Annotated in this window: 23 protein-coding genes; 7 read left to right on the top strand and 16 right to left on the bottom strand. The window is 64.3% G+C overall.

Going from position 1 to position 24764, the window contains the following annotated elements; all coding sequences use genetic code 11:
• The first annotated feature begins 71 nt into the window (after positions 1-71).
• Entirely contained in the window at positions 72-1364 is a 1293-nt protein-coding gene (locus DFS13_RS33305; protein ID WP_069353631.1) for an Nramp family divalent metal transporter, read from the top strand.
• Between the two features lie 30 nt (positions 1365-1394).
• On the opposite strand, the gene DFS13_RS33300 is transcribed toward DFS13_RS33305, so the two are convergent.
• Both DFS13_RS33300 and DFS13_RS33295 read right to left on the bottom strand, forming a co-directional pair.
• Positions 1395-2399 (bottom strand): chemotaxis protein CheB, encoded by a 1005-nt coding sequence (locus DFS13_RS33300; protein WP_043205961.1) that lies wholly within the window; start codon positions 2397-2399, stop codon positions 1395-1397.
• 181 nt (positions 2400-2580) lie between these two features.
• Positions 2581-6723, bottom strand: a complete 4143-nt coding sequence (locus tag DFS13_RS33295) for a CheR family methyltransferase (protein ID WP_060263263.1) — start codon at positions 6721-6723, stop codon at positions 2581-2583.
• Between the two features lie 629 nt (positions 6724-7352).
• Between DFS13_RS33295 and DFS13_RS33290 the strand changes: the two genes are divergently transcribed.
• On the top strand, positions 7353-7634 hold the full coding sequence (locus tag DFS13_RS33290; protein WP_006498545.1) for a hypothetical protein: 282 nt from the start codon (positions 7353-7355) through the stop codon (positions 7632-7634).
• 87 nt (positions 7635-7721) lie between these two features.
• Here the strand turns inward: DFS13_RS33290 and DFS13_RS33285 are convergent, their stop codons facing one another.
• Positions 7722-9029, bottom strand: coding sequence for an Nramp family divalent metal transporter (locus DFS13_RS33285; protein WP_048987791.1), 1308 nt, complete (start codon positions 9027-9029; stop codon positions 7722-7724).
• 486 nt (positions 9030-9515) lie between these two features.
• On the opposite strand from DFS13_RS33285, the gene DFS13_RS33280 reads away from it, so the two are divergent.
• Positions 9516-10421 carry a manganese catalase family protein gene (locus DFS13_RS33280; RefSeq protein ID WP_006491398.1) on the top strand — a complete coding sequence of 302 codons (906 nt, stop codon included), beginning with the start codon at positions 9516-9518 and terminating at the stop codon, positions 10419-10421.
• A 94-nt stretch (positions 10422-10515) separates the two neighbouring features.
• Here DFS13_RS33280 and DFS13_RS33275 read toward each other — a convergent pair whose 3' ends face one another.
• The 3 genes from DFS13_RS33275 to groES all read right to left on the bottom strand — a co-directional run bounded on the left by DFS13_RS33275 (position 10516) and on the right by groES (position 12942).
• Positions 10516-10803 carry a hypothetical protein gene (locus tag DFS13_RS33275; RefSeq protein WP_043205962.1) on the bottom strand — a complete coding sequence of 96 codons (288 nt, stop codon included), beginning with the start codon at positions 10801-10803 and terminating at the stop codon, positions 10516-10518.
• A gap of 118 nt (positions 10804-10921) precedes the next feature.
• Entirely contained in the window at positions 10922-12544 is a 1623-nt protein-coding gene (gene groL, locus DFS13_RS33270; RefSeq protein ID WP_006482400.1) for a chaperonin GroEL, read from the bottom strand.
• 80 nt (positions 12545-12624) lie between these two features.
• Positions 12625-12942 (bottom strand): co-chaperone GroES, encoded by a 318-nt coding sequence (groES, locus tag DFS13_RS33265; protein ID WP_006482399.1) that lies wholly within the window; start codon positions 12940-12942, stop codon positions 12625-12627.
• A gap of 279 nt (positions 12943-13221) precedes the next feature.
• On the opposite strand from groES, the gene DFS13_RS33260 reads away from it, so the two are divergent.
• A complete protein-coding gene (locus tag DFS13_RS33260) occupies positions 13222-13710 on the top strand; it encodes a hypothetical protein (RefSeq protein ID WP_153260088.1) in 489 nt (162 codons plus the stop codon).
• On the top strand, positions 13704-13985 hold the full coding sequence (locus DFS13_RS33255) for a hypothetical protein (protein WP_006482396.1): 282 nt from the start codon (positions 13704-13706) through the stop codon (positions 13983-13985). Before DFS13_RS33260 ends, DFS13_RS33255 begins: the two co-directional genes overlap by 7 nt.
• Before the next feature lie 228 nt (positions 13986-14213).
• Here DFS13_RS33255 and DFS13_RS33250 read toward each other — a convergent pair whose 3' ends face one another.
• Positions 14214-16181 carry a phosphatase PAP2 family protein gene (locus DFS13_RS33250; RefSeq protein ID WP_059720907.1) on the bottom strand — a complete coding sequence of 656 codons (1968 nt, stop codon included), beginning with the start codon at positions 16179-16181 and terminating at the stop codon, positions 14214-14216.
• Positions 16182-16539: 358 nt separating this feature from the next.
• Between DFS13_RS33250 and DFS13_RS40985 the strand changes: the two genes are divergently transcribed.
• On the top strand, positions 16540-16758 hold the full coding sequence (locus tag DFS13_RS40985; protein WP_373863207.1) for a 3-hydroxybutyrate oligomer hydrolase family protein: 219 nt from the start codon (positions 16540-16542) through the stop codon (positions 16756-16758).
• A gap of 797 nt (positions 16759-17555) precedes the next feature.
• Here DFS13_RS40985 and DFS13_RS41260 read toward each other — a convergent pair.
• Complete coding sequence (locus DFS13_RS41260) at positions 17556-17957, bottom strand: DUF6283 family protein (protein WP_124455045.1); 402 nt, start codon at positions 17955-17957, stop codon at positions 17556-17558.
• Between the two features lie 342 nt (positions 17958-18299).
• On the opposite strand from DFS13_RS41260, the gene DFS13_RS40455 reads away from it, so the two are divergent.
• Positions 18300-18455 carry a hypothetical protein gene (locus DFS13_RS40455; RefSeq protein WP_166677950.1) on the top strand — a complete coding sequence of 52 codons (156 nt, stop codon included), beginning with the start codon at positions 18300-18302 and terminating at the stop codon, positions 18453-18455.
• An 82-nt stretch (positions 18456-18537) separates the two neighbouring features.
• Here the strand turns inward: DFS13_RS40455 and DFS13_RS33230 are convergent, their stop codons facing one another.
• The 8 genes from DFS13_RS33230 to virB11 all read right to left on the bottom strand — a co-directional run bounded on the left by DFS13_RS33230 (position 18538) and on the right by virB11 (position 24727).
• A complete protein-coding gene (locus DFS13_RS33230; RefSeq protein WP_111442670.1) occupies positions 18538-18717 on the bottom strand; it encodes a hypothetical protein in 180 nt (59 codons plus the stop codon).
• 37 nt (positions 18718-18754) lie between these two features.
• Positions 18755-19150, bottom strand: coding sequence for a PIN domain-containing protein (locus DFS13_RS33225; protein WP_111442669.1), 396 nt, complete (start codon positions 19148-19150; stop codon positions 18755-18757).
• A complete protein-coding gene (locus DFS13_RS33220; RefSeq protein WP_111442668.1) occupies positions 19147-19392 on the bottom strand; it encodes an AbrB/MazE/SpoVT family DNA-binding domain-containing protein in 246 nt (81 codons plus the stop codon). Before DFS13_RS33220 ends, DFS13_RS33225 begins: the two co-directional genes overlap by 4 nt.
• A gap of 737 nt (positions 19393-20129) precedes the next feature.
• Positions 20130-20888 (bottom strand): hypothetical protein, encoded by a 759-nt coding sequence (locus DFS13_RS33210; protein ID WP_134163186.1) that lies wholly within the window; start codon positions 20886-20888, stop codon positions 20130-20132.
• 121 nt (positions 20889-21009) lie between these two features.
• The gene (locus DFS13_RS33205) at positions 21010-21492 is read right to left on the bottom strand and encodes a Mov34/MPN/PAD-1 family protein (protein WP_111442665.1); all 483 of its coding nucleotides are present in this window, start codon (positions 21490-21492) and stop codon (positions 21010-21012) included.
• On the bottom strand, positions 21489-23228 hold the full coding sequence (locus DFS13_RS33200; RefSeq protein WP_111442664.1) for a ThiF family adenylyltransferase: 1740 nt from the start codon (positions 23226-23228) through the stop codon (positions 21489-21491). Before DFS13_RS33200 ends, DFS13_RS33205 begins: the two co-directional genes overlap by 4 nt.
• A complete protein-coding gene (locus tag DFS13_RS33195; protein ID WP_111442663.1) occupies positions 23225-23599 on the bottom strand; it encodes a hypothetical protein in 375 nt (124 codons plus the stop codon). The genes DFS13_RS33200 and DFS13_RS33195 overlap by 4 nt, the downstream gene beginning before the upstream one ends.
• 9 nt (positions 23600-23608) lie before the next feature.
• Positions 23609-24727 (bottom strand): P-type DNA transfer ATPase VirB11, encoded by a 1119-nt coding sequence (gene virB11, locus DFS13_RS33190; RefSeq protein WP_111442662.1) that lies wholly within the window; start codon positions 24725-24727, stop codon positions 23609-23611.
• Positions 24728-24764 lie beyond the last annotated feature (37 nt).

The following is a 24764-nucleotide window of genomic DNA, read 5'->3' as shown; positions in this document are numbered from 1 at the left end:
GCTGCCGGCGCGGGAAACCGCCCGGGCGGGCACGGCCATTGCGCCTGCCGGACCCCGGGAGGCCCGCGATCATGAACGACAACGATTTGCTCCAGCCCGAGCCGACGGAACCGGACCCGAACGCGGTCACGTGGGTCCGGCGTCTCGGCCCCGGCCTGATCACCGGCGCCGCCGACGACGATCCTTCCGGCATCGGGACATACTCGCAGGCGGGGGCGCAATTCGGCTTCGAACTGCTGTGGTCGCTGCTGCTCACGTATCCGCTGATGACGGCGATCCAGCTGGTCAGCGCGCGAATCGGCCGCGTGACGGGCAAGGGCCTCGCGTCGAACATGCGCAAGCACTACCCGCCATGGCTGCTGTACGGAACGGTCGTACTGCTGATCACGGCCAACGTGATCAACATCGCGGCCGATCTGTCGGCCATGGGCGCGGCCGTCAATTTGCTGCTGCCCGGCCCACAACAGCTCTACATCGTGTGCCTCGGCGGCGTGTCGGTCGTACTGCAGGTTTTCGTCCCGTACGACCGCTATTCACGATTGCTGAAATGGACGGCGTTGACGCTGCTCGCCTATGTCGCGGTCGCCGTCATCGTGCCGGTCGACTGGGCCGACGTCGGTCGCGCGATCGTGCGGCCCCATGCGCAACTGAGCGCCGCCTACCTGACCACGGTCGTCGCCGTGCTCGGCACGACCATCAGCCCGTATCTGTTTTTCTGGCAGGCGTCCCAGGAAGTCGAAGAGTTGCGCTCCGTGCCGAACCAGCGGCCGCTGCAGCGCGTACCGCATCAGGCACCCGCCCAGTTGCGCCGGATCAGCTTCGACACGTGGTTCGGCATGGGCGTGTCGAACGTGATCGCCTTCTTCATCGTGCTGACGGCGGCGGCCACGCTCAACGCGCATCACATCGACGTCAAGACGTCGGCCGATGCCGCGCGGGCGCTCGAGCCGCTTGCCGGTCACTTCGCATACGTGCTGTTCGCGCTCGGCATCGTCGGCACCGGCCTGCTGGCGCTGCCGGTGCTCGCGGGATCGGCCGCCTATGCGGCCGCGGGCACGTTCCGCTGGCGCAACAGCCTCGCGCTGCAGTTGGGCGTCGCGCCCGAGTTCTATGCGGTGATCGTCTTGGCGATCGTCGGCGGGATCGCGTTTACGTTCATGCATTTCGACCCGATCCGCGCGCTTTACTGGAGCGCCGTCATCAACGGCGTGAGCGCCGTTCCGATCATGGTCGTGATGATGCTGATGGCGAGAAGCAAACGGGTCATGGGCGAGTTTGCCGTCAGAGGCGCGCTTGCATGGGGCGGATGGATCGCGACGCTCGCGATGGCGATCGCGGCGATGGGCGTGTTCGTGCCGGGATGAAACCGGCAGCGCGAATGCCGCGGCTCGCGCTCACTCCAGTTCGCCCGTACTCAGTGCGGCGCCGACCGCACGGCGCAGCACGTCCGCGAGCCGCTGGTTTTCGTCGATGCGGGCCTGTTCGATCGCGACGTCCTCGGCGTTGCCCGTGCGGCGCGCCCATTCCTGACGCTCACGCGCAAAAATCATGCGCTCGTGAACCGCGCGGATCGCCCCCCATATCGCATCCTCCGCTTTCTGGGCTTCCGCGTCGTCGAGGGAAAGCGCGGAGAACGCATGCCCGGTATGGCAACGGTATCGCAACGGACGATCGTCGCGCATGCGCCAGAGCACGCCGTTGCAACTGGGGCACGTGAGGGCGGAACGCGTGCCGATTTCGTCAAGCAGTCCCGGATCGACGAGGCCGCCCTCGGCAATCCGGCTCTCATGGTCGAGGTCGCGCAAATCTGCCATTTTTCGCTGCTCCTTCGCACGTGCGCCGTAGACCGCTGCATGAAGGGTCCGCGGCAGTTCTTCCGCCGTCGCGACCGCATCGGCTCCCGCCGCGGCCAGTGCGCTGCGCGGCATCGACGGCGCTTCGCATTCATCGGGGTCCTGAACGATGCCGTAGCCGCCCCGTGCGCGAATCGCCGCCAGGCCGGCCGCGCCGTCATCGAGGTCGCCGCTGAGCACCACGCCGATCGCACCGGCGCCATATTCGCGTGCGGCGGAGCGAAACAGCGGGTCGGCGGCCGGGCGGGCGAAGTTCTCGGCGGCCGTATCGAGCAGCCACAGGTCGCCGCCGCGCACGATCATGTGCCGGTCGGGCGGCGCCACGTAAATTCTGCCCGCCTCCGGCGATTCCCCGTGTAGCGCCTCGCTTGCATCGAGCCTGCCCCATCGCGACAACAACTCGGGCAGGATCGTCCGATGTCGACCAATGTGCTGCACGATGCAAATCGGCACCGGAAAATCCGCGGCAATGCCGGCTACCAACGTCCGGAGGACCGGGAGACCGCCTCGGGACGACGCAATTACCACGATATCTCGACGATCCATAGCGCCCCCTTTGCGGATAGCGCCGCAAATCGGGTTCCTGAGCCGAAATTCCGTCACGGGCGGTAGCAGACGAGGCAATGCGGGTCGGATGGCGGTTGATGCAACCCGCCGACGGGAACGCGCGGCGCGAACCGCGGCGCGAGCGACCCGCGACGCACGCGCGGGTCGTCACCGGGCGGGCTTAGTGCGTGTCGCCGAGCGCGGCAAGCAACATCCCGAAATCCAGCGGTTTGGACAGGTGAGTGTCGAAGCCGGCCTCCGCCGCGGCCCGGACATCGTCCTGGCGATTACGGCCCGTCAGCGCAACGGTCCGGAGCGTGGCCCAGCGGGGATCGGCCTTGATGTGGCGAATCAACTCATAGCCGTCCATGTCGGGCAGCCCGATGTCGGACACGATGGCGTCGACAGGCGTCTCCGGCAACCTCTCCAGTGCCTCGGCCCCGCTTTTCGCGGCCGTGACCGTTGCCCCCGCGAGTTCCAGCAGCGCCGTGAGCGACAGCGCCGTCTCCTGATCGTCCTCGACCAGCAGCACGCGAAGGCCGGCGATACTCCCCTCCGCCGCGCCGTTGCCGGAAGACACGACGCGCTCGTCGGATGCGGCCGGCAGCCATACCGTCATCGTGGTCCCCCTTCCCTGGCCGTCGGATGCCGCGGCGATCCGGCCGCCGTGCATTTCCACGAGTTGCCGAACGAGCGCCAGCCCGATTCCGAGCCCGCCGCGGGTCCGGTCGCGCGGCGCCTGCCGGAACATGTCGAACACATGCGGCAGCGTATCGCCGTCGATCCCCTGCCCGTCGTCGATCACGTCGACACGCAGCATCCGCCCTTCATGCGCGAGACGCACGACGATCTCGCCATGCGATTGCGTGAACTTGAGCGCGTTGGACATCAGGTTCCAGAAGATCTGCTCGCAACGCACCGGATCGGCGAGCGCGATGGCCGGCTCCGTCGGCAATTCCGTTTTCAGGACCAGGCCGCGCGCGTGCACGTCGCGCTCGCAGGTATCGGCGATACCGCGCAACATCGCCGTCAGGTCGACGCGGCCCAGCTCGAGCGCGAGCTTGCCGGTCTGGATGCGCGACAGATCGAGCAGGTCGTCGATGATCTGCGCCTGGGCGCGCACGGCCTGCCGAATCGAATCCGCGGCTTCGCGCACGGCGGGAATGTCGCGCGTCTCCGGCAGGCGCGGCAGCATTTCCGACTTGACGCCGATCAGGTTGAGCGGATGCCGCAGCTCGTGCGACAGCACGGCGATGAACTCGTCCTTTAGCTGATTCGAACTGAGCGCCTGCTCGCGGGCCGCCTGCTCCCGCGCGAGCGCTTCGCGGTTCGCGTCGTCGCTCTGCTTGCGCAGCGTCATGTCGCGCACGATCTTCGCGAATCCGTTGAACGACGTATCGGAAATCGGCGTAACGACGCCGCTGCAGAAAATCCGGCGCCCGTCCTTGGTCCGGTGCCAGCGCTCGTCGTCCGCGCGGCCTTCCCGGGTCGCAACTTCGCGCTCGCGCATCGGCACGAGCGCCTGTCGATCGTTGGGTTCGTAGATCAACTCCACGTCCTGGCCGATCATCTCTTCTTCCGTATAGCCGAAGATGCGTTCCGCCCCGGCGTTCCAGCTCACGATCGCGCCGTTGCCGTCCTGGATGATGATCGCGTAGTCCTTGGTCGACTGCGCGACCAGGCGCAGGCGCTGCTCGCCCGCGCGAGCCGCCTCTTCCGCATGATGCCGGTCGGTGATGTCGATCAGCGTGATCACCGCGCCGTCGATGTGGTCGTCCGCCGTGCGGTAGGGCAGCAACCGCATCAGATACCACCGGCCGGCCTCGCTCTCGATCTCGCGCTCGATCAACCGCAGCGACTGAAACGACTGCCGGACATCGTCGGCCAGCGTCGGATACCGCAACGCGTGGGTAATGTGGAACAGCGACCGGCCCAGGTCCGTATCGATCAGATTGAAAATGGCCGTCGCGTTCGGCGTAAACCGCTTGACGCGGATTTCCTTGTCAACGAACACGGTCGCGATCTCGCTCGACGCGATGATGTTGTGGAGGTCGTCGTTCGCCTTCGCGGTGTCTTCGATCCTTGCCTGCATTTCGGCGTTGGCCGTGGTCAACTCCTCGTTGACCGATTGCAGTTCCTCCTTGCTGCTTTCGAGCTCCTCGCTCGTGGAGCGCAATTCTTCGTTGATCGCCTGCAGCTCCTCGTTCGACGCCTTCAGTTCCTCGACCGACGTTTCGTACTGCTCGATGATCGTCGCCAGTTGCTCGCGGCTGTGCTGCAGCTCCTGTTCGAGCTGAGCCAGCACCGGATCCTGCCCGCTCGTCTCGGCCTGATCCTCCTCGGTCATGCGGCCGGCCACCTCGTCGAACACGACGAGGAGGAATTCCGCATTCGCGACCTTGTCGTGGAACGGCCGAACCGTCATGTTGATCCACGATACGCGCGTGTCGTGCGCCCACTTGACCCGGCGCGCTTCCACGCTCGTACCCGTTTGTAGCGCGCGGAAAATCGCGGTGCGCAAATCGAGCCGCAGATCCGGCAGCACCAGCGTCATGATGTTGCTGGACAGCTCGCCGCCGACATGCCTGAGGAAACGGCCGGCGTTATCCGACAGATGAACGACGTTCGATTCCTTGTCGATGATGACGCTCGGCGGCGAATACGTTTCGAGCGCGCGCTGGTGCAGTTCCGCATAGGAGAAATTGCGCTGTGCCGGGCTGGTCGGCACCCGCAGCGGGGGCTGCGGCGCGGCCCGCTCGTCGGATGCACCCGACTCGACCTGGAACAGCGGCGGAAAGCCCGTGACCGGCTTCGCGCGATGCGTGACGACGCGGGCGCGGTAAATCCGGCGCTTCTTGTCCACGACGGCAAACAGATCGTCCGCCGCGTCGGCCGATTCCGCGGTGCCGAGGAACAGGTAGCCGTTCGGACGCAGCGCGAAATGAAACAGCTCGAGGATTTGCCGCTGCACCGCCCGCTCCAGATAGATCAGCACGTTGCGGCACGAGATCAGGTCGAGATGCGAGAACGGCGGATCGCGCAGCAGGCTGTGCGCGGCGAACAGAATGCGCTCGCGCACCGCCTTGGCGATCACGTAATGTGCGCCGTCCCGCGTGAAATACCGCTGCAGCAGCGCGGCGGGCACGTCGCTCGCGATCGAAAGCGGGTAGGAGCCGGTGCGCGCGCGGACGATCGCCGCCTCATCGATATCGGTCGCGAATACCTGGATGGCCTGGCTCGACATCGCGGCCTCGCGCGCCCGCGCCAGCAACAGCGAGATCGAGTACGCCTCTTCCCCGGTCGCGCATCCGGCTACCCACACGCGCACCTGCTCCTCGCCGGATTCCGACGCGAACAACGAGCCGATCACTTCCTGTTCGAGGAAATCGAACGCTTCGCGATCGCGGAAGAACTGGGTCACGCCGATCAGCATGTCCGCCAGCAGCGCGTTTGCTTCCTCCGGCGCGGCACGCAGGAAATCCCGGTACGCGAGGAGATCGCGCTGGCCGTTGACCTGCATGCGCCGTTCGATACGCCGCAGCACGGTCGCCCGCTTGTACAGCCGGAAATCGTGGCCGGTGCGTACCCGCAGGTGCATCAGAATGTCGGAAAGCGCCCGCTCCGGATCGTTGACCGTCGGCCGATCGACGTGGTGCAGCGATTGCGCGAATTCGACGCTTTGCTGCTCGATGCGGCGCGCATTCGACCAGAGTTCGAGCAACCGTTGCGGCATGTCGGCCACCGGCAGCACGATATCGACGCGCGCCATGGCAATCGCGTGCTGCGGCATCTCCGCATACTCGGCGTCATCCGGTGTCTGCGCAAGCGTGATGCCGCCCGCCTCCTTGATGCGGCTCAAGCCCGCCGCGCCGTCGGAGCCGGTGCCCGACATCACGATGCCGATCGCGCGCCAGTCGTGCGCGTCCGCCAGCGTCCGAAAGAAGTGGTCGATCGTGAATGGGGCATCATCGGACTGGCCCCGGCTATGACAGCGAAGGCAGCCGTCCGACATCTCGAGTTGCATGCCCGGCGCGATCACGTAGATGTGGTTCTTTTCGATCGGCACCGTGGACGTCACCTGATGCACCGGCATGCCCGTCGTGCGCTGCAGGACGCTGTCCATGTGGCTGACCTGTTCCGGCGCGAGATGGACGACGACGACGAACGCCATGTCCATGCCCGTCGGCGCGCTCTCGAAAAAGGTCTGCAAGGCCGTCGTACCGCCTGCCGATGCGCCGATGCCCACGACCGGAAACGACAGATCGCTCTTCAACGTGGCGGGCGATGAAAGCCGCTCCTTGCGCGCAGGCGCTTGCCGTGCCATTGAATTCTCCTGATGGTGTTGTGGGGCATCGTGTGCCGACCGCCGATCGATACCGGGTCGCATCGCCCTCGTCCGGGTCGGGGCGTCCCACGCTCCTCCGTGATGCTTCCCCTGCGCCTCCGTGCGCATTGTACGGCACCGGCAAGCGCCGGACCGCCGCTGACCAAGGGCTTGCGATCCCCCATGCGGCGGATCACCGACGGCGTGTGCGCGCGGGACAGCGGGAACCGGAACGATGAAACGGCTGCACCTGCTCGGCTCCGTCCCGCAACGATGCCTCGCCCGCTTTCATCTCGCCTGCGATGTCGCCTACACCGCCGTCAGGATGCCGTGCAGGACCGCCGCGCCTGCGCGCAGGCGTGTCACCGGAACGTCATTCGTGCCGACATACCATCCCCATCGGTCCGCAAGACGCGATGCCGCTCCACGACCGCGAGCGGGAACGAATCGTGCTCATCCGTCGACGGCGCGGACCTAATTTATTTTCTTTGACGAATTCCGTATTACCAGCGAATATTCGCGTCGATCAAGCGGTTAGTACCGCTCACAACACAACGACACGATGCTCGCTCATGCAGTCGGGGACATTACGCTGCTTCGCCAACAGATACTGGATCGAAGGGGAAGAAATGACGCCGTTTTCGCAGGATGTGAGCATCAAGCAAACTGCCGCCGTAGCCAGGGCAGCCACTCCATCGCCCGTTTTCTGGAAGGCGGGGCCGCTCGTCGAAGCCGTTCCGCCCGAGCCGAAATCGACGACCCCGGACCTGCGCGATTTCTTTGCCGCCGCCGCGCTGCAGGGCTTGCTGTCGCGCGACGCCGGGCGCAACGTGTCGTCGATCGCCGACTACGAATCGAAGCGCGCGGTCAGCGCCTACCGGCTCGCCGACGAAATGCTGAAAGCGCGCTGAACCCGCACGCCGGCCGTCATCCGGCTCGCGCGGCGTCGCGGGCAACCTGGGCCGCCACGTTCGCCCGGGCGCTAACGCACCGGCCGTTCAGTTGCCGCCCAACCGTGCAACGATTGCGCCGACCGGCCGCGCCAGCAGAACGACATTCAGCACGACGACGACCGCAGTCGCGCCGCGTGCTGCGCAGCGCGCGATGCGCCCGCTCGTGAACGCGCCCATGACGTCACGTCGGCCGCAGAAGTACACCAGCGCCAGCATCGGTACCGGCAATACGACGGACAGCACGACCTGGCTGATCACGAGCGCCTGCATCGAATCCACGCCCATCCCGACGACGACGAACGCGGGCGCCATCGTGACGAGCCGGCGCAGCCAGACCGGAATCCGGAACCCCACGAAGCCCTGCATGATCATCTGTCCGGCCATCGTGCCGACCACGGAACTCGAGATGCCGGCGCTCATCAGCGACACGAGGAAACAGGTCGCGGCGGCCGGGCCGAGCAACGGCGTCAGCATCCGGTACGCGGTTTCGATCTCCGCGACATCGCGATGGCCGGCATGAAACGCCGCGCTCGCCATCACGATCATCGCCATGTTGATCGCGCCGGCGACGGACAGCGCGACGACCACCTCGCGATCCGAGAACCGCACCATCATCCGGCGCCGCGCGCGATCGAGCCCCGACGCGCGTCGCTGCGTGAGCCCGGAGTGCAGAAACAGCGCATGCGGCATGATCGTCGCGCCGACGATGCCGACCGACACCGTCAACGCGTCGCCGCGCGGCCATTCCGGCACGACGGCATGCCAGCCGACTTCGGCCCACGCGACCGGCGCAATGAACATCTCGGCGAGATAGCAGAGACCGGTCACGCCGACGAACACGCCCACGGCGATTTCCATCGGCCGGAACCCGTTCCGGTCGGCCAGCAGGATGGCGTAGGTCGCGAGCGCCATCACGAACATTCCGGCGAAGGTCGGCAGGTCGAACAGCAGCGACAGCGCGATCGCGCCGCCGAGAAATTCGGCCAGCTCGGTCGCCATCGCGGCCAGCTCGCTCGCGACCCACATGCCGACGACCACCGGCCGCGGGAAATGCAGGCGGCAGAGCTCCGCGAGATTGCGACCGGTGACGATGCCGAGCCTCGCGGACAGCGACTGGAACAACATCGCGATGCCGTTCGCCATCAGCACGACCCAGAGCAGCGTGTAACCGAACTGCGCGCCGGCCCGGATGTTCGTCGCGAAATTGCCGGGGTCCATATACGCGACCGACGCGACGACCGCCGGCCCCGCGAACGACAGCGCCGCCAGCGGCCCGCGCCGCCGGCCGGCCAACCCCTCGCGCATGTCCGTCGCGGTGCGCTCCGTCGCCGCGTTCCTGTCGAGCGTCGCCATCCGTACTCCTTCACGAAAGCGGCATCGTGCGCCCCCCGCGCGATCCATCCCGCGTACCGCCGACACACCGTGCCGCACCGCCTCCGTGCCGGCGCGACACGGGCCATGCAGCCGAAATGACAACCGCTTGAAAATCCGGCGACGAGGGGGGCGGGCTACGCGACGCGTGCTCGCGCTGCCGCCGTCTCGGCCCTTGTCGCATGCCGCGCCGTTGCGTCGGCGGCCGGCCGCCGCGCCCGCGGAAAGCAGCCCCGCCGCGAGCCGATCGCGGTTCCGTCGCGCCGCGCCGGCCGATGCCGGACAGACCGATGCCCGTTGCCCGACGCACGCGTGTCGTGCAGCGAACGATGCCGTCACCCGCGGCATGCCGCTCGCGCACAGCCCGCACCGGACAGCATCGCGCATGCCCGGGATCGTCGGCCGTGGGATCGAATCGTGCTGATTCGAGCCGGCGAATGTCGCGCAACCCTTTTCCACGGAGATGCCATGTTCATCCACAACACACGGCTTCAGTACACGGTGCGCGTGGGCGCGCCGAATCCCGGGCTCGCCAACCTGCTGCTCGAGCAGTTCGGCGGCCCGCAGGGCGAACTTGCCGCCGCGATGCGCTATTTCACGCAGGCGATCACCGAGGAAGATCCGGGCCGCAAGGACATGCTCCTCGACATCGCCACCGAGGAGCTGAGCCATCTCGAAGTGATCGGCTCGATGGCCGCGATGCTGAACCGCGGCGCCAAGGGCGAACTGGCCGAAGCGGTCGACGAACAGGCGGAGCTGTACCGCAAGCTGCACGGCGCCGGCAACGACAGCCACGTGACGCAGGTGCTGTACGGCGCGGGCGCGCCATTGACCAATTCGGGCGGCGTGCCGTGGTCGGCCGCGTACATCGACACGATCGGCGAGCCGACCGCCGACCTGCGCTCGAACATCGCGGCCGAAGCACGCGCGAAGATCATCTATGAACGGCTGATCAACGTCACCGACGATCCGGACATTCGCGACGCGCTCGGCTTCCTGATGACGCGCGAGGTGTCGCACCAGATGTCGTTCGAGAAGGCGCTGTATGCGATCACCGCGAATTTCCCGCCGGGCAAGCTGCCGCCCAAGACGCCGTATGACCACGTGTACTTCCGGATGCAGCCGGACGCGGCGCCGCTGGTCGGACCGTGGAACCACGGCGGCGAACTCGAGATCCGGCCCGGCGAGCCGGCGGTCGATGGCGGCAGCGGTATTCCGGAAGGCATGCTCGACGCGCAGCAGGCGGACGCCATCGAAGCCATGGCGCAGCGACTCGCCTCCGATCCGAACAGCGACCCGGTGACGGGCGCCGAACTCGGCGCGGGGCCGCCGGCGCCTCAGGGCCGCAAGCCGGGCAAGCCGGACGGCGCGTGAGCAGGGGCGCGCTGGCGCGCGATCGTGATTCCGGCGCGCCGGCGAAGCGACATGACGCGCGCGCCGGATGCATCGCCGCACGTGCGGCCGCGCGTCAGGCGCCGGCTTCGTCGGGCTCGGTCTGGTCGCTCTGGTCGGCCATCAGGTACTGGATGACCAGCGTCGGATCGGCAATGTCGAGGATCAGGCGGCGCATCACGCGCTTGCGCATATGGTCGTCATCCAGCGTCCACGGCCCGGCCGCGTCGCCGAGGTAGCGGCCGATCGCGCCGCGATTGTCGCCGTCGAGCGGCAGGCCGAGCCGCGCGGCGAGCAGGCCGGCGATGACGTCGTCGAGTTCGACGTGCAGCGGCCTGGAATCGATCGAAAGTTCGAGTTTCATGGTCGGTCTCGCAAACACGAAAAAAGCGGCGCGACGCGCCCCCCGCTGTCGCGCGCGCCGGGCAAAGCCGCTCCGGCCAGCGGCTGTTCGACGATCGCAGGCGAGCCCGCGACGCAGGTCAGTAGCCGAGGTCGGGCGCGGCGGCCGGCTCGGCGCCGTCCTCTTTCGGCGCTTGCGCGACGGTCGCATCGGTCGTCAGCACCAGGCTCGCGATCGATGCCGCGTTCTGCAGCGCGGTCCGCGTGACCTTGGTCGGATCGACCACGCCCGCATCGACCAGATCGCCGTACTCGCCGGTCGCCGCGTTGTAGCCGAAGTTCCCTTTGCCTTCGAGCACCTTCGAGATCACGACCGACGGTTCGTCGCCCGCGTTGGCCGCGATGACGCGCAGCGGCGCTTCCAGCGCACGCAGCACGATCCGGATGCCGGCATCCTGGTCCGCGTTCGCGCCCCGGATGTCGGACAGCGCCGCGCGCGCACGCAGCAGCGCGACGCCACCGCCCGGCACGATGCCCTCCTCGACCGCGGCACGCGTCGCATGCAGCGCATCGTCGACGCGGTCCTTCTTCTCCTTCATTTCCACTTCGGTGACAGCGCCGACCTTGATCACCGCCACGCCGCCCGCGAGCTTCGCGACACGCTCCTGCAGCTTCTCGCGATCGTAGTCGCTCGTCGCTTCGTCGATCTGCGCGCGAATCGCCTTCACGCGCGCGTCGATGCGCGCCGCATCGCCCGCGCCGTCGATGATGATCGTATCGTCCTTGCGCACCTCGACGCGCTTCGCACTGCCAAGATCCTCCAGCGTGGCCTTGTCGAGCTGCTTGCCGGTTTCCTCCGAGATGACCGTCGCGCCGGTCAGGATCGCGAGATCTTCCAGCATCGCCTTGCGCCGGTCGCCGAAGCCCGGCGCCTTGACGGCGGCGACCTTCAGGATGCCGCGCATCGAATTCACGACGAGTGTCGCGAGCGCTTCGGCCTCGACGTCCTCGGCGACGATCAGCAGCGGCTTGCCGGCCTTGGACGCCGCTTCGAGGATCGGCAGCAGATCGCGGACGCTGGAAATCTTCTTGTCGTGCAGCAGAATCAGCGCATCGTCGAGATAGGCCGCCTGCTTGGCGGGATCGTTGATGAAATACGGGCTCACGTAACCGCGATCGAACTGCATGCCCTCGACCACGTCGAGTTCGTTCTCCATCGACTTGCCGTCCTCGACGGTGATCACGCCGTCCTTGCCGACCTTCTCCATCGCATCGGCGATGATCTTGCCGATCGCGTCGTCCGAGTTCGCGGAAATCGCGCCGACCTGCGCGATTTCCTTGTGGGTCGAAATCGGTCGGGACAGCTTGCGCAACTCGTCGAGTACCGCGCCGACGGCCTTGTCGATGCCGCGCTTCAGATCCATCGGGTTCATGCCGGCCGCGACGTGCTTCATGCCTTCCTGCACGATCGCCTGCGCGAGCACGGTGGCGGTCGTGGTGCCGTCGCCGGCCACGTCGGCCGTCTTCGACGCGACCTGCTTGACGATCTGCGCGCCCATGTTCTCGAAGCGGTCCTTCAGCTCGATTTCCTTCGCGACCGACACGCCGTCCTTCGTGATCACGGGCGCGCCGAAGCCGCGCTCGATCACGACGTTGCGGCCCTTCGGACCGAGCGTCACCTTCACCGCATCGGCCAGCACGTTCACGCCCTTGACGATCTGCTGGCGCGCGCCATCGCGGAATTTCACGTCTTTTGCAGTCATTTTCTTGCTCCGGATACAGTCGTTGAACGGGATGCCGCGCGCACCGGGTACACACCCGTGCGACGCGGTCGAATCGGCATTCAGGCCGCTTTCCTGGCGGCCGGTGATTCGGGTTCGAGTACGCCCATGACGTCCTCTTCGCGCATCACGAGCAGTTCCTCGCCGTTCACCTTCACGGTCTGGCCTGCATATTTGCCGAAGAGAACCTGGTCGCCGACCTGGAGCTGCAGCGGGCGCTGCGAGCCGTCCTGCAGCAGCCGGCCGCTGCCGACTGCAATCACTTCACCCTGCTCGGGCCGTTCGGCGGCCGAATCGGGAATCACGATGCCGGAGGCCGTCGTCCGCTGCTGTTCGATTCGCTTGACGATAACCCGGTCGTAGAGGGGACGAATCTGCATTTTCATCTCCTGAGCGATGAGATCACCTGGAAAAGGGAATCCGCTGGCGCCTGCACGCGCAAAGACCGCGATGCGCCGGCGTGCCATCGATTGGCGAAAAGCGAAATAGTGGCGTGGGCAGCGCGCTTCAAGAGGGTGACGCGCGCCCGATATGTAACAAAATGTTTCATCGCGAAACCGGCGCGCGCACGACCGGCGGCTGTCTCCCGACGCTCCGTCGCGAGCGGCAACACGACCTCGACGACCGCCGCTCCGGGCCGCGCGAATCGTCGTGCAACGATGCTTGAAATCCGCGCGTCCCATCCTATTTTGGTATCGCTCAAGCAGCCGCGGCTTACGCGCTGCGTGTTTCGATTTGTTTGTCAGCGAGATCTTTCGCGGATCGACGAACTGGAGCGCGTGGTCCGGTTCGTCCTCCGTGCGAGGTCCAACCGGGAGCGAATCATGAACGATCCTTTCTTCATCTTCGATCGGCTGCCGGAGGTCGGCCGCCGACCACGACGCGTCGCCCGCGTCGTCAAGGGTTTGCCGACCGGCCTGCGGATAGCGCGCAACGGCACGGGTCGCTTCGCGTCGATCGGCGCGTGGGTACGCGGCGCGCGCAAGCCATTCGCGTTGCGTCGCGCGGCCCAACCCGCCGCGATCGGCCGACCGAAGCCGCCGCGCCGCCGCGTCGCCACGCCAGGACGGGTGCTGCACCACATTTCATTTTTCGGCGTTGCGCCCGCGCGTGGCGGTTTCGTACGCGACGGGAGGCGGCCATGCTGAGCCCGCATGAATTCGCGACGCTGATGCTGGTGTGCCAGGCACCAGATCAACTCGACATGAACCGCGCCGAACTCGATGCGTTGCTCGAACGACAACTCGTCATGCTCGAACATGGCGCACCCGGCCGCCGGCGCGCGTACCTGACGAAGAAGGGCCGATCGATTCTCCACGCGCTCGGGGCCGACATCGCTTCCCGCGGGCGTCGTCACGAGGCCGCGGCAGCGCGCGACCATCCATACGACGCGCCCGTCGCGCTGTCGGACGACGCCGGGTGACCCGGCGTTCGAATCAGCGGCGCGGCTACCGACGTGCGTGCGCGATCATGCTCGATGCACGCGGTATCCGCGCAAGCGCGCCGCCAATACTGAAGCTCGCGTTTCGTCGACGACCCTGGCGGCGGTCGTCGAACCCGCAGCCGACAGCCGCGGCCAACGACGAAGGCGCGATGCATGCTCCGGCGGGCAACCGCCGTCCGGATCACTGCATCGATGCGCCGCCCGCCCCTACTTGTCGATACGAACCGATATGCCCGATGCGCTGTAAAGCGCGGTGGCGTTGTACCCGTCCACGACCACCGAATCGAAGCGCCCCTGAAGTTGGCTGCTGTCGACGAGCGAAACGACGTCACCGACCTGCGGCGCGAGACCCGCGGCGAACCGGACGTGCAGCGTGCCGCCGGCAAGCGTCGTCATCCCTGCCACCGCGAGTCGTCCGGCGTCGCCGGCGCCACGGTCGAGTTCCAGCGTACCGCCCTTCAACTGCGTGTAGCGGCCGTTGATGTTCGCGCGCGCCGCGGCCTTGATCGCCACCGTGCCGCCGCCGACATAGACGTCGCCGGCACCGAACGCCTGCGGCGATCCCGCCGCGAGCGTTCCGCCCCGCACTTCCGTGCCGCCGCGATAGGTGTTCGCGCCGGCAAGCGTCAGCGCGCCCGTGCCGGCGAACGTCAGCTTGCCGTCGCCGCCGATATCGTTGCGCCAGGTATCGGCTGCATTGAATCCGCCGAGCGAAGCATCCATCGTCACACTGACGTTGCCGGCAAAATTCGCGTACCCGTCCGCGGCGGCGAACAGGTTGAGCCGGCCCCATCCCTCGGCGTCGTCGAGCAGCGGATAACCGGACGCCAGCGCCGTCGTCTTCAGCACGACGCGTCGCTGGTCGGCGCTCAGATACGGCAGACGCGTCTCGAGCAGCACTTCGGCCCCCTTCGGCACGACTGCGCCGTTGGTGGTGGTGCCGATCGGCGCGAAGCCGAACGTGAGTCGGCGCGCGTAATTGGCCCGATTGGCGGCCGGGTCGGCAAAGCGGTCGCTCGACGCCGTACCGGCATGCGCGGCGGCCAGGAACGTGGCCGGCGTGGTGCGGGTCAGCGAATACAGCGTTGCATGCGCCTGCTGGAAGGCCGTCTGCTTGAGCGTCGCGTTGGCCGGATCGACGAGGTTCGCCGCCACCACCGCCTGGGCAAGTATCCGGCCGCCGATCACGTCGAGCGGCGAATGCATGCCGGCGAGGATGCGGTTCTCGCCGAGTTCGAGCCCGCGGCTGATCATTTCCTGGAAACGTTCGGGAATCACGTACGCCATCGCGAGCGCGTCACGCATGCCTTCCGCGGAATGCCCGCTCGGAAAACCGCCGTCCGTGGCCGGCGTGGTGCTTTCTGCCGGTACGAGCGTCGGCGCGACGACGACGCTCGTGCTCCACCGATACGGACGCGCATATTTGTAGAAGCGTTTCGCCGGCTCCGTCGAGCCGTTGTTTCCCATCGTATTGATGAAATCGACGACGGAACCGAACCCGGCATTCGCGCTGCCGCCGACGCCGGTGTTGTTGCCCGTATCGTTGTAGAGCTTCGTCGTCGCGTCGGCCGGCACCGACGTGATGCTCGTCGTCTGCTGCGCCGCGCCGCGCCACGCGTCGGTGAGCGGCCCCATGCCGTCCGACACGCTATAGCCCTTGCCGCGGCGGTCGTCGTAGTACGCGGCCTCGGCCTGCGCGGCGGTACGCTGCGACGTCGCGTCGACCACATACTGGACATTCGCGTTCAGCACGGCCGGGTTCAGCGCTGTCCCGCCCGGCGTACCGTCGTTCGGAAGACCGGTCCACAGCGACGGCGCCACCGCCGGAAAACCGCCGGCCGCAGGTGCGCTCGTCCCGGCATCGACGAGGTCGGTCAGCGGCTGCCACAGCGCACGGAAGCCGTTCAAGACGCGCACGCCGGCGTTCGTGCTCATCGTGGCGTAACGCGCATCGCCGCGCTGGTTGGTCGCCGCGTTGTCGACGAACGCCGGCACCGATGCCGGAACCGGGGCGCTGTCCACGAAACCGGGGTCCGCGGGTGCTGCCGGCAGTTGCGCGACAACCGACGGCGGCTGGTTGCTGTCGACGTCGTCTCCGCCGCAAGCCGCGACAACGAAGGCTGCCGAAACGGCGATAGCGAAGGTGTGCAAGGCAATCCGGCGATGCGCTGACATGACTGGGCGGTTCCCGTGGAGTGTCGAGAAAGCGCGTACGATATAGTTAGTTTGTGAAAGATATGAGAAAGAGCCGAGAAAGTTCGGGGGAAGGCGATGTCGCGACACCGTCCCGCTCGTCGAGACGCGATGCGGTCCTGTCCTGCATCGGCGCTTCACACGACGCCGACGCATTCGTCGGCACGGAAAACCTGCCTGCCCGTCCCGCATCACGGACAGTTGTCGATCACGTAATACCGGGCCGACGTCCGCGCCAGCGTGTTCGAATAAAAGACGTTATCCACTCCTATGCTCTGGTTCGCTCCGTTCGCGTGCCTACCTCGCGCAGAACAGCCTCGCCGACCGCGCACGCAGCCAGTTGTCGTTCTACGAAATCACGAATGGTCAGCACTTCGATGCATTCCTGTCCGTGGCCGGTTTCGATACACGCTTCATCCCGGCTCACTACTCCTATCTCCAGGCGCCCGACCTGATGTGGGATCACCTGACGCGCGGGACGCCGTTGCCGCCGATCGCGAGCGCGCCCGCCACGAATGCGATCCAGGTCGCGAACGGCGTCGTCGATATCCCGCGCTGACGGGGCAACGCTGCGGCCGGCCGCCTGTCGCGCATCCATCGGGATGCGGCGCACGGGCGGCCGGTACGGGTTCGGTCCAGCATCCCCGCCGGCGCAGGTCTCGGCAGAGCCGATAGACGCGCGACACGGTTCCGCGAAATAGCGTGTCGCACTCGCTCGGGCGCGCGCGATGGCGTCGAGCCGGTCCGCGCGCAGCATGCGCTTCGCGCCCGGTACGGCCAGCGCGCGGTTGCGGTTGATGCATGCCGCGCCATGCGGAGGCGATGACGCACGACCGCAGTCAAACAACGCCCGTGTCCCTGTCCGATTCGACCGGCAAGCCAAAGTCTGTATTCATCGCGCCGCTCGACGACAGTAAAAAGACCATAGAAATCGCGCCACGGAACAAGTGCTCGACAACATCGGCGGCTCACCCACGCGCAGGCCCTTGCCAGTTGGAGCCTGGACGAATGCCATCGCCGCCCGACGCCCCCAACCTTCACAATTCATTTAACTTTGAATCGTGGCTGTGTCCCGGGGCAATACCAGCAAGGCTTTGCGCTCGATCCCCTAAAACCAAACTTCCCTTACCCCAGTCCGAACACTAAAAAAACACTAAAAAGCGGACGCGACGAAACCTCATATCCGGCGAGCGTTGGAAGTCGGCAGCATCCGAACTACTCGTCTCTTCGATGCCATCAGTTGCCGCAACGCGTGCCCACCCGACTATCCGAGAACGGCACGCCGAACACTGGCAGTCTGGCGAACAGTGATGCAATCCCGCGAGGTGGCATCGGTGAACAATGGCTGACGTTGTATCAGCCGATTTTGACAACCCGCTCGTCTCCGGTGACCCCGCCCTCGGAATTCGAAGTTTCACGCAACTTGTCCAGCACTTCCTGATAACTCTCATGCAGTGCCGGCCAGTCCACGCCAGGCTCAAGTGCCGCTGGATCAAGCCGACCAGAAGTCACAGCAAGGCGCACTGCCGGATGGCAGTGTCCGACTTTGGCCAACCAGCCAGCACATGCGAATTCCTCCCCTTGCCGTGATTGATGACACGCAAACATACTAGCGCCAAAATCCGGTCCCATGCCCCGGTGATCAGGGCACGTATCAGCCAGCTTTTCGGCTAGGTCGAGATCGAAGTTTGGAATATCTGCCGCGCCCGCGGCACGACGCCAGGGGCACGATGCACATGGTTTGCCAGGTGTTTTCATAATCCGGCGGCTTCGTCATAAACGACCGCTACATCGATGGCATACGCCGACACCACGCGTGGGCACTTCACCAGAGCCAATTCCTGAGCCTTTGCTTCTTGCTCGCGCCTCGGTCGGCTACAGTCGTTCCACATGTCTTGCCCTAGTTTTGCACTCGCGGAAATCATCGCTCGCCCTCCTATCGCACTGTGCCGTTCTGGCAGTGCCCACACCACATGCCTTTGCTCGCATTGCACAATGCTGGGCGGCCACAATACTGGCAACGGATCGAGATTGCTCCGAGATACATAGATAGCATTTCCTCGCTCAAAACCGGATCGTGTCAACCGGTACGTCAATCCCATGATGCATCAGGACTGCTTCACGGAAGGCACGCCATTCCTCAGTACCAGCCGCCTCGTGCGTGCAATGCAGGCACTGGTCCGCGCCGGCCAACTGCTCGGTTACGGTCCGATGTACGTCTACGCCAAAACGCTTGCTGAATCGCCCGACACATGACCCATCATGACCTGTCACCCATACGGTGTCGCCAGCCGTCGAGACGTCAATGGTGTAAATCTGTTCCATCAGTTCCGCTTCCTTAAGCGAGTTCGTACTTATCGAGCAGTTCGAGTTTTCGCATCTCTTTGCGACGTCGCTCTTGCCGCGACTCCTCGGTCGGAATGATGTCGCGCTTGGCAGCCAGCGTCGCGTCGTAGCGTTCGATTTCCGCCACGAGAGTTACGAGTTCCCTAAGTTCCGCTCGAGCTCTGGTGAACATATCATTTCCTTTCTCAGTGTATTGGCCGTCGGCACGATTATTTGATCAACTGCATCCCCGCGACCTTCGAGGCCGACACGTCGAAAGTAGCCGTGTACTCGCACTCGGCTACATGCCCCGAACGCTCGATCAAGCAGTCCGCGAAATCCGCCTTTGAAGATGCTAAAACTCGAAGTGCCTTACGTACCGTGTCAGCACTTTCGACGACCAGTTCTCTGGTCCCGATCATTGATTCGACGATGTCCTTCATCTGCTCTCGTTCGACACCGTAGCAGCGCCCAAGTACCCAGACGACCTCGATTAATGCGACTTGCGAAACATATCCCGGCCGCTCGGGCGACAGGGACTCCATCAGTGCCGTCGCCTTCTTCGACTGAATCTCGTCGTCTTGCGCGAAGTAGCGGACTAGCACGTTTGTATCCAGTCCGATCATCGCGCTGATGCCCCCTGCTCGGCGATGGCCTGATTCATGTCGTCAATCGACACCGGTTTCGCGGGCTTCTTCACAATGCCCTTAAGGGCCTCGAGCGAGCGCGTGGCCGGATAGATCTCGTACCGGCCTGTCGCCTCGTTGAAGCTGAATTCGATCCGGTCGCCGGCCTCCAAACCAAGCTGATTGCGCACGGCCACTGGAATCGTGATCTGGCCCTTTGAAGTAATAGTTGCGGCTGTCATGGTGACACCTCCCCATTCCTTACTTTATGGTAAGGAAAAGCAAAAAGCAAGAGTAGCCTCCAGCCGCATCGCACCACCAATGTACCTCCCGCTGCTCGCCAAGCTCACAGCTTTGACTCCAGTGCTGCATTGGGGCCGTTGACAAAGGCGGCTTTCGGATTGCCGCCGTCTTGAGTCATTGTGCGGGCGAGGGTCGGCTACAACGAACCGGTTGGACGGTCTGACGTTCATCGTGGATAAGCGTCAGATTGTCAGTACGGTGTGACGGCGGCGTCCGACGCACCCGACCGCCTACCTCGCCGGATTCGGCGTGTCTCGTTCGAAGGTAATGATGGACCGCGTGGTGGCGGGCCAGTTCGGCATCTGCCGCCATGGAGTCAGCACCTCCAGACGGTCGCCGGAGACGCGGAGCTCCCGGCACCGCATCGTGCCGATCCATTTGGGATTCCAGGCGGCCTCGACCTTGGTACACCATTGGCTGCCTTCGATTCGCTCCATTCCCTTAAGAGTTGAAGTCTCCACAAAATCCGGGGCGGTTCAGGTCAGGGGTATTCAGGCTCATGATCGTGGCTATTGAGCCGCCCGGCGGGGCGGCGCCTTACTGGCGATCGAGCATCATCGCCCGATGGGCCCCGCTGGAGTTGGCGATTTAGTTACTTCGCCAACGGTACTGCACCCGGGCCGGCCAAAAATCCGAAATTCATCGTTCAATGGCAATGGCCGGATACGCTGTTTGACTACCCCTTTAAAGCAGCAGCCGTGATACCCCCAACGGTAGATGACCACCAATCAAAGCCTTTACCTGAGAAAGCCAAGAACGAACCTCCAAGAAATACAGCAAAGACCACGACCATACGGGCCGGCCTGAAATTGAATGTGAGACCAACCAGCCTGACGGCCATCACGCTTCCAGTAATCCGAGCCATACTTTCCGCGCACTGGAAAACTGCCATCAACGCATTCGAAAGCAAGACACCCACAATCGCGGCCGTTCCAACGATGTTCTCGAACACTACGCGATGTCCGTATTCCGATAGGCCGTTCCAAAAGTCACGCGCCTGCATATGAGTTGCCATCTGAATAACGTGCCCGTCCAATCGCCCATAACCGAAGTTGAGCAAGCTCAAAACGATGATCGTAACAACAGGGTTGATAAACAATTTGACCATATCCCCCCATGTTCCCTCTTCAGTGCGAAGTCGCCAGAGAAATCCGATGACAAGAGGCAGGATGGGCAAACTCGACAGAAGCGCAGCCTTCGTAAGGACGTCATAGATTCCATCGATGTGTCGCACGTACAGCCAGCACATGATGACCGATACCACGGCTGCGAGGACGGCAATCTCTCCACCCGCGCCCCCGCCACCGCCACTACCACCCGATCCGCCAGACCCTCCATTATTGTTAATCCGCGTGTTATTAGTAACGCTGATAGTGCGGTTACCATTTCCGACAACATTCCCATTTCCCACGATGTCAACATTTACGTGTTTCATACGTTATCCTTATTAATATGTCGATTTAAGTTCACAAAATTCAGAGTGTCGTCTCGCCCACGGCCATGAGAAGCCTGCGTGCCGTTAAGGCATCGGCAGCCCGGCACCGAGCCGTACCGAATCAGGCCGCGTATGCCCGAATATCGAGCACGTCGTACCGAATGTCGAAACCGGCTATGCAATCGCTGACGTACCGATGCACTCGCCAATCCCAACCTTCGGGCCCGCCGCCGCCGATGAGCATCAATGGGCGTGCAAGCTCTGCCTCTCGATGTCGGGCGATGCCGCGTAGTGTTCGCCTGTCGAGCCAACTCATATGTGGCCTTCCATCAGGGTGCGTATGCCAGTCTCCCAGATAAACCGCGCGTCCCGATGATGCCTCGAAAATATCGTCGAGCCGATGGCACTGCCAGTCATGATCGGGGTGAAATCGCTGGCGCTTGTGCCGGGCGGCCGGTCCTGGTCCGATAATGTGCTGAACAACCGGCTCATTGTTACTGGCGACATATCCAACTAGGATGCCCCCCGTTTCGAGCGGATACGCGCGGCGAGCCTCATCAAGCATCTCGTCGAGCGCGGGCGCGTCAATCCAAAGCTGGCTCATACCCGCGAGCTGCAGACCAGACAGTCCTGTCTCGCAGCCAAAACATAAGTCGTCCAATCAGGCGCAATTGACATCCCTTCTCTCTGGATATCGGCAACCGCGACGTCCCACGAAAAGTCTGGATATCCGTCATGCGCTCCCGAACATAGAGTCGCGACCGCCAAACGGCTGGCGAGGTTGGCGATCGCATCACTATCGATCCCTGCACCAATGAACGTGGGTTGGGAGCACCCGCCGGGCTGGATTTCATCTGTACCGGCATCTGCCGGCAGTCGGATCGTCTTATCCTCGAGACCGCGAAGAAAACAATGCCAACAGCCGTTCGAACTGCCCGCCCTGATTCGACCGACGATGCCGCCTGCAGCGCCGTGCGTCGTCGTCAGCCAAACATACGGCTTCCCGAGCTCACGAGCGAGATCTGCCAGGAAGTGACTTACCCGGTGATTCGCGGCTGCGTCAATGACGATATCTGCCTCGGTCGCCAGCTGCCGGAGGATCGCATATTCAGAAACGCGATTGTCTCCGGAGGGCACTCCGATGCGAAGATTACAGCCACGCACGGTCGTGTATGGATACTCATTGCCGATGTGCAACGCCAGAGCGGTCGTCTTCTGGAGCCCTGCGTACTGCCATCCCAACGCCCACCGCACCGTATTTCCGACCTGCAAGTTATCGCAATCGACGAGTTCAAGCCGGCCGATTCCTGCCCTTGCCAGTTGGAGACAGACGGGCGATCCCAAGCTGCCTAGCCCAACAATCAACGCGGCCTTGTCGCGCATCGGTGTCAAAAATGGCGCGCGCCGCAGCCAAGCTTGCTGGCCTCCCCAATCCGCTCGCACAAAGTCCACGCGAAAGACAGCCGGACGCGATCGCTTTGCTTCTCGCGTCACACGTACGGACAAGAATATCCAGTCATCCGCGGAGTGCCGCCAGGACACTTCGTCGGGATAAACCACACCGACTACGATGACGTCGCCCCGCTTCGCAGACGAAAGCATTTTCCCCAGTTCAGGAAGCTTAGCTTCTATCTGGCGGAATACATCTTGCGCGGCGGTCTCGAAGGAACTGACCTCCGGCCTTTTCTCCAGCCTCAGCCAAAAACCGTTCGAACGGACTGCGAAGGCCGGTATCTTCGCCGCGAAAGTCACGAGTGGCTTGTTGTGCATGTCGCTTATCGACGCAACGACGCCATTGACGAAACACCGATCTGACCATCCGGGCGGCGCAGCACGAAGCAGTAGGTTAAGCCGCCCTGCTGACACCTCCGCCGGCGGGGTTTCGTCCGGAACGACGACCGCACATTCCACCGCATACGGCAAGAACGACGACAAAGGCTCGCCAACATGATCCTCTGCTTTCGCGATGGCCTCAGCAGCTGCGCTACTGTTGTTAACTTCCAAAATCGCTGGCAACTGCTCCTGAATCAGCGTCGCCAGCGAATCGTGCCCGGGACGCCACTCCTCTCCCTCTCGCGCCAAAAGGCAGAGATTTTGCCCAAGAGGGTGCTGGTGGCGCTGAAACTGACCGGGATCCGTCGTCACCGCTGGCACGAAGTATGGATACATATCCGGGTAACTGGCCGTGAGTGCCAGCACCCCATCTCCGTGCGGCACGTCAACATGTACCACCAGCTGCCCCGCCTCCATCGCAGCGGCGTCAATCGACCAACGATAGCGGCCGCGCCATACCCCCACGACAATCGCAGGGGACGGATTGAGGTGGGCGTGCGTCGTCATAGCAGCCCCGCCTGCCGGATTTCCGATTCATTCGCAAAGCGCGCACTGCCATACAAGCGGCGTCGACGCGAGCTCGCCCATAGCGCATGAACGCCTAATGCCGGACCACCCAAGGACCCGAGCACAGCAAACAGCGCCGATCCCACCAGCTTGCGCCCGACGTTCGGCATCATTCCGTCTCGCCACATCAGCACCGCATCGAGCCAACCCCACAGTCCCGCGTGCAGCGGATTAATGCGCAGGCTGGCATAGAAGAGGAATGACGCGAGCCAGAGCGACGCTGCCAGTCCAGCCACCAAGCAAGCTAGCGTGGCCAACGTCACTACAGCTATCCGAATATGCTGGCGCAAAGGAGAAGACGGATGATCCATGGCCGCCGCCTATACAAACGCGGTGCGTGCCTTACGCACCGGATCGAACCAGACTTCGGTTATGCCCCAGCGCCGCCCGGTCTGTTTACCCTCTACGTCGAACACCGGGCGTGATTCCATATGCGCGACGACATCGACTGTCAGGAACAGCAACCTCTTGAGTGCGGCATCGTCCCAGGCGACGGCCTCCGGATGTTCCTTTGCCATCAGCGCGAATCGCTCGATCGCGACGGTCACATTGGGCGCGTGATAGCTCGTGATCGACCCTGCATGTCCTGTCGTCAGAAGCTTCAGGAAGTCGTAAGCTTCAGCACCACGCAGTTCGGCCAACAGCACGCGATCCGGACGCATACGCATCGCGCTTGCAATCAGGTCCGCTGGTGTCACCTGCGCGTGACCATGCCCGCCCTTGCTGTATAGAAGATGCACGCAGTTCTCGATGTGCCGGATGAATAGCTCCCGGACGTCCTCGATCGTCACGATCCGCTCGGTCGCAGGAATCGAGCGGCACAGGGTCTTCATGAAGCTGGTCTTGCCTGACCCCGTATTGCCAACCACTGCGATGTTGAGCCTGCCCGTGACAGTGCGCTCGAAGAATGCGCCCCAATCATGCTCTTCCAGGCACTGGACGAGCTTCCGGTCTTCGGCGCGCAAGGACGGCAGCGCTGAATCGAGTCCGTCCGGCCTGCGCCATACCGTATCGTCGAACAATCCCTCGTCGCGACATGCGTCGAGCGTCTTTTCGTCTGGGGACGGACGGCGAATCGTGACCGACACCGTCCGCGCCGGCACGACCGGCGGAACCACGATCTGGATACGCGCGTCGTCCGGCAACAGCGCCGACAGAATCGGATACTGCGACGATACTTCCTGATTGGTCAGGGTGGCTACCGACACCGCGAATGACATCAGCCGGTCGAAATCGAGATCCGCGTAGTCGTGGCCGTGCCAACCGACCGAGTTCTCGGTCAAAACGCGCTGCGGCCGATTGATCACCAGTTCAGTCACGTCGGGATCGTCGAGCAGCGGCGCGAACGGTCGCATCAGTTCGCGCACGGATGCGTCGTCGGGTAACCGAGCGAGCACCGAGTCGCGCGACGCATCTAACTGGGGCGAGTGAATCATCATTGCGTGCCCTCCGGCTGCAGGACATACACCGACCCGA

It is taken from the genome of Burkholderia sp. 28_3 (assembly GCF_003253915.1).
GTDB classification, from domain to species: domain Bacteria; phylum Pseudomonadota; class Gammaproteobacteria; order Burkholderiales; family Burkholderiaceae; genus Burkholderia; species Burkholderia cenocepacia.
The sequence above is the reverse complement of the archived record's forward strand: the minus strand, read 5'-3'. Positions and strand labels throughout refer to the sequence as shown.

What these genes read in the sequence shown, in the direction of transcription:
- DFS13_RS33220 (WP_111442668.1), bottom strand. Translation starts at nt 19,392, where the DNA reads ATGACAGCCGCAACTATTACTTCAAAGGGCCAGATCACGATTCCAGTG.
- DFS13_RS33280 (WP_006491398.1), top strand. Translation starts at nt 9,516, where the DNA reads ATGTTCATCCACAACACACGGCTTCAGTACACGGTGCGCGTGGGCGCG.
- DFS13_RS33290 (WP_006498545.1), top strand. Translation starts at nt 7,353, where the DNA reads ATGACGCCGTTTTCGCAGGATGTGAGCATCAAGCAAACTGCCGCCGTA.
- DFS13_RS33300 (WP_043205961.1), bottom strand. Translation starts at nt 2,399, where the DNA reads ATGGATCGTCGAGATATCGTGGTAATTGCGTCGTCCCGAGGCGGTCTC.
- DFS13_RS33260 (WP_153260088.1), top strand. Translation starts at nt 13,222, where the DNA reads ATGCTTGAAATCCGCGCGTCCCATCCTATTTTGGTATCGCTCAAGCAG.
- DFS13_RS33225 (WP_111442669.1), bottom strand. Translation starts at nt 19,150, where the DNA reads ATGATCGGACTGGATACAAACGTGCTAGTCCGCTACTTCGCGCAAGAC.
- DFS13_RS33195 (WP_111442663.1), bottom strand. Translation starts at nt 23,599, where the DNA reads ATGGATCATCCGTCTTCTCCTTTGCGCCAGCATATTCGGATAGCTGTA.
- DFS13_RS33205 (WP_111442665.1), bottom strand. Translation starts at nt 21,492, where the DNA reads ATGAGCCAGCTTTGGATTGACGCGCCCGCGCTCGACGAGATGCTTGAT.
- DFS13_RS33305 (WP_069353631.1), top strand. Translation starts at nt 72, where the DNA reads ATGAACGACAACGATTTGCTCCAGCCCGAGCCGACGGAACCGGACCCG.
- DFS13_RS33295 (WP_060263263.1), bottom strand. Translation starts at nt 6,723, where the DNA reads ATGGCACGGCAAGCGCCTGCGCGCAAGGAGCGGCTTTCATCGCCCGCC.
- DFS13_RS33275 (WP_043205962.1), bottom strand. Translation starts at nt 10,803, where the DNA reads ATGAAACTCGAACTTTCGATCGATTCCAGGCCGCTGCACGTCGAACTC.
- DFS13_RS33250 (WP_059720907.1), bottom strand. Translation starts at nt 16,181, where the DNA reads ATGTCAGCGCATCGCCGGATTGCCTTGCACACCTTCGCTATCGCCGTT.
- groES (WP_006482399.1), bottom strand. Translation starts at nt 12,942, where the DNA reads ATGCAGATTCGTCCCCTCTACGACCGGGTTATCGTCAAGCGAATCGAA.
- virB11 (WP_111442662.1), bottom strand. Translation starts at nt 24,727, where the DNA reads ATGATGATTCACTCGCCCCAGTTAGATGCGTCGCGCGACTCGGTGCTC.
- DFS13_RS33230 (WP_111442670.1), bottom strand. Translation starts at nt 18,717, where the DNA reads ATGTTCACCAGAGCTCGAGCGGAACTTAGGGAACTCGTAACTCTCGTG.
- DFS13_RS33255 (WP_006482396.1), top strand. Translation starts at nt 13,704, where the DNA reads ATGCTGAGCCCGCATGAATTCGCGACGCTGATGCTGGTGTGCCAGGCA.
- DFS13_RS33200 (WP_111442664.1), bottom strand. Translation starts at nt 23,228, where the DNA reads ATGACGACGCACGCCCACCTCAATCCGTCCCCTGCGATTGTCGTGGGG.
- DFS13_RS41260 (WP_124455045.1), bottom strand. Translation starts at nt 17,957, where the DNA reads ATGAAAACACCTGGCAAACCATGTGCATCGTGCCCCTGGCGTCGTGCC.
- groL (WP_006482400.1), bottom strand. Translation starts at nt 12,544, where the DNA reads ATGACTGCAAAAGACGTGAAATTCCGCGATGGCGCGCGCCAGCAGATC.
- DFS13_RS40455 (WP_166677950.1), top strand. Translation starts at nt 18,300, where the DNA reads ATGATGCATCAGGACTGCTTCACGGAAGGCACGCCATTCCTCAGTACC.
- DFS13_RS33285 (WP_048987791.1), bottom strand. Translation starts at nt 9,029, where the DNA reads ATGGCGACGCTCGACAGGAACGCGGCGACGGAGCGCACCGCGACGGAC.
- DFS13_RS33210 (WP_134163186.1), bottom strand. Translation starts at nt 20,888, where the DNA reads ATGAAACACGTAAATGTTGACATCGTGGGAAATGGGAATGTTGTCGGA.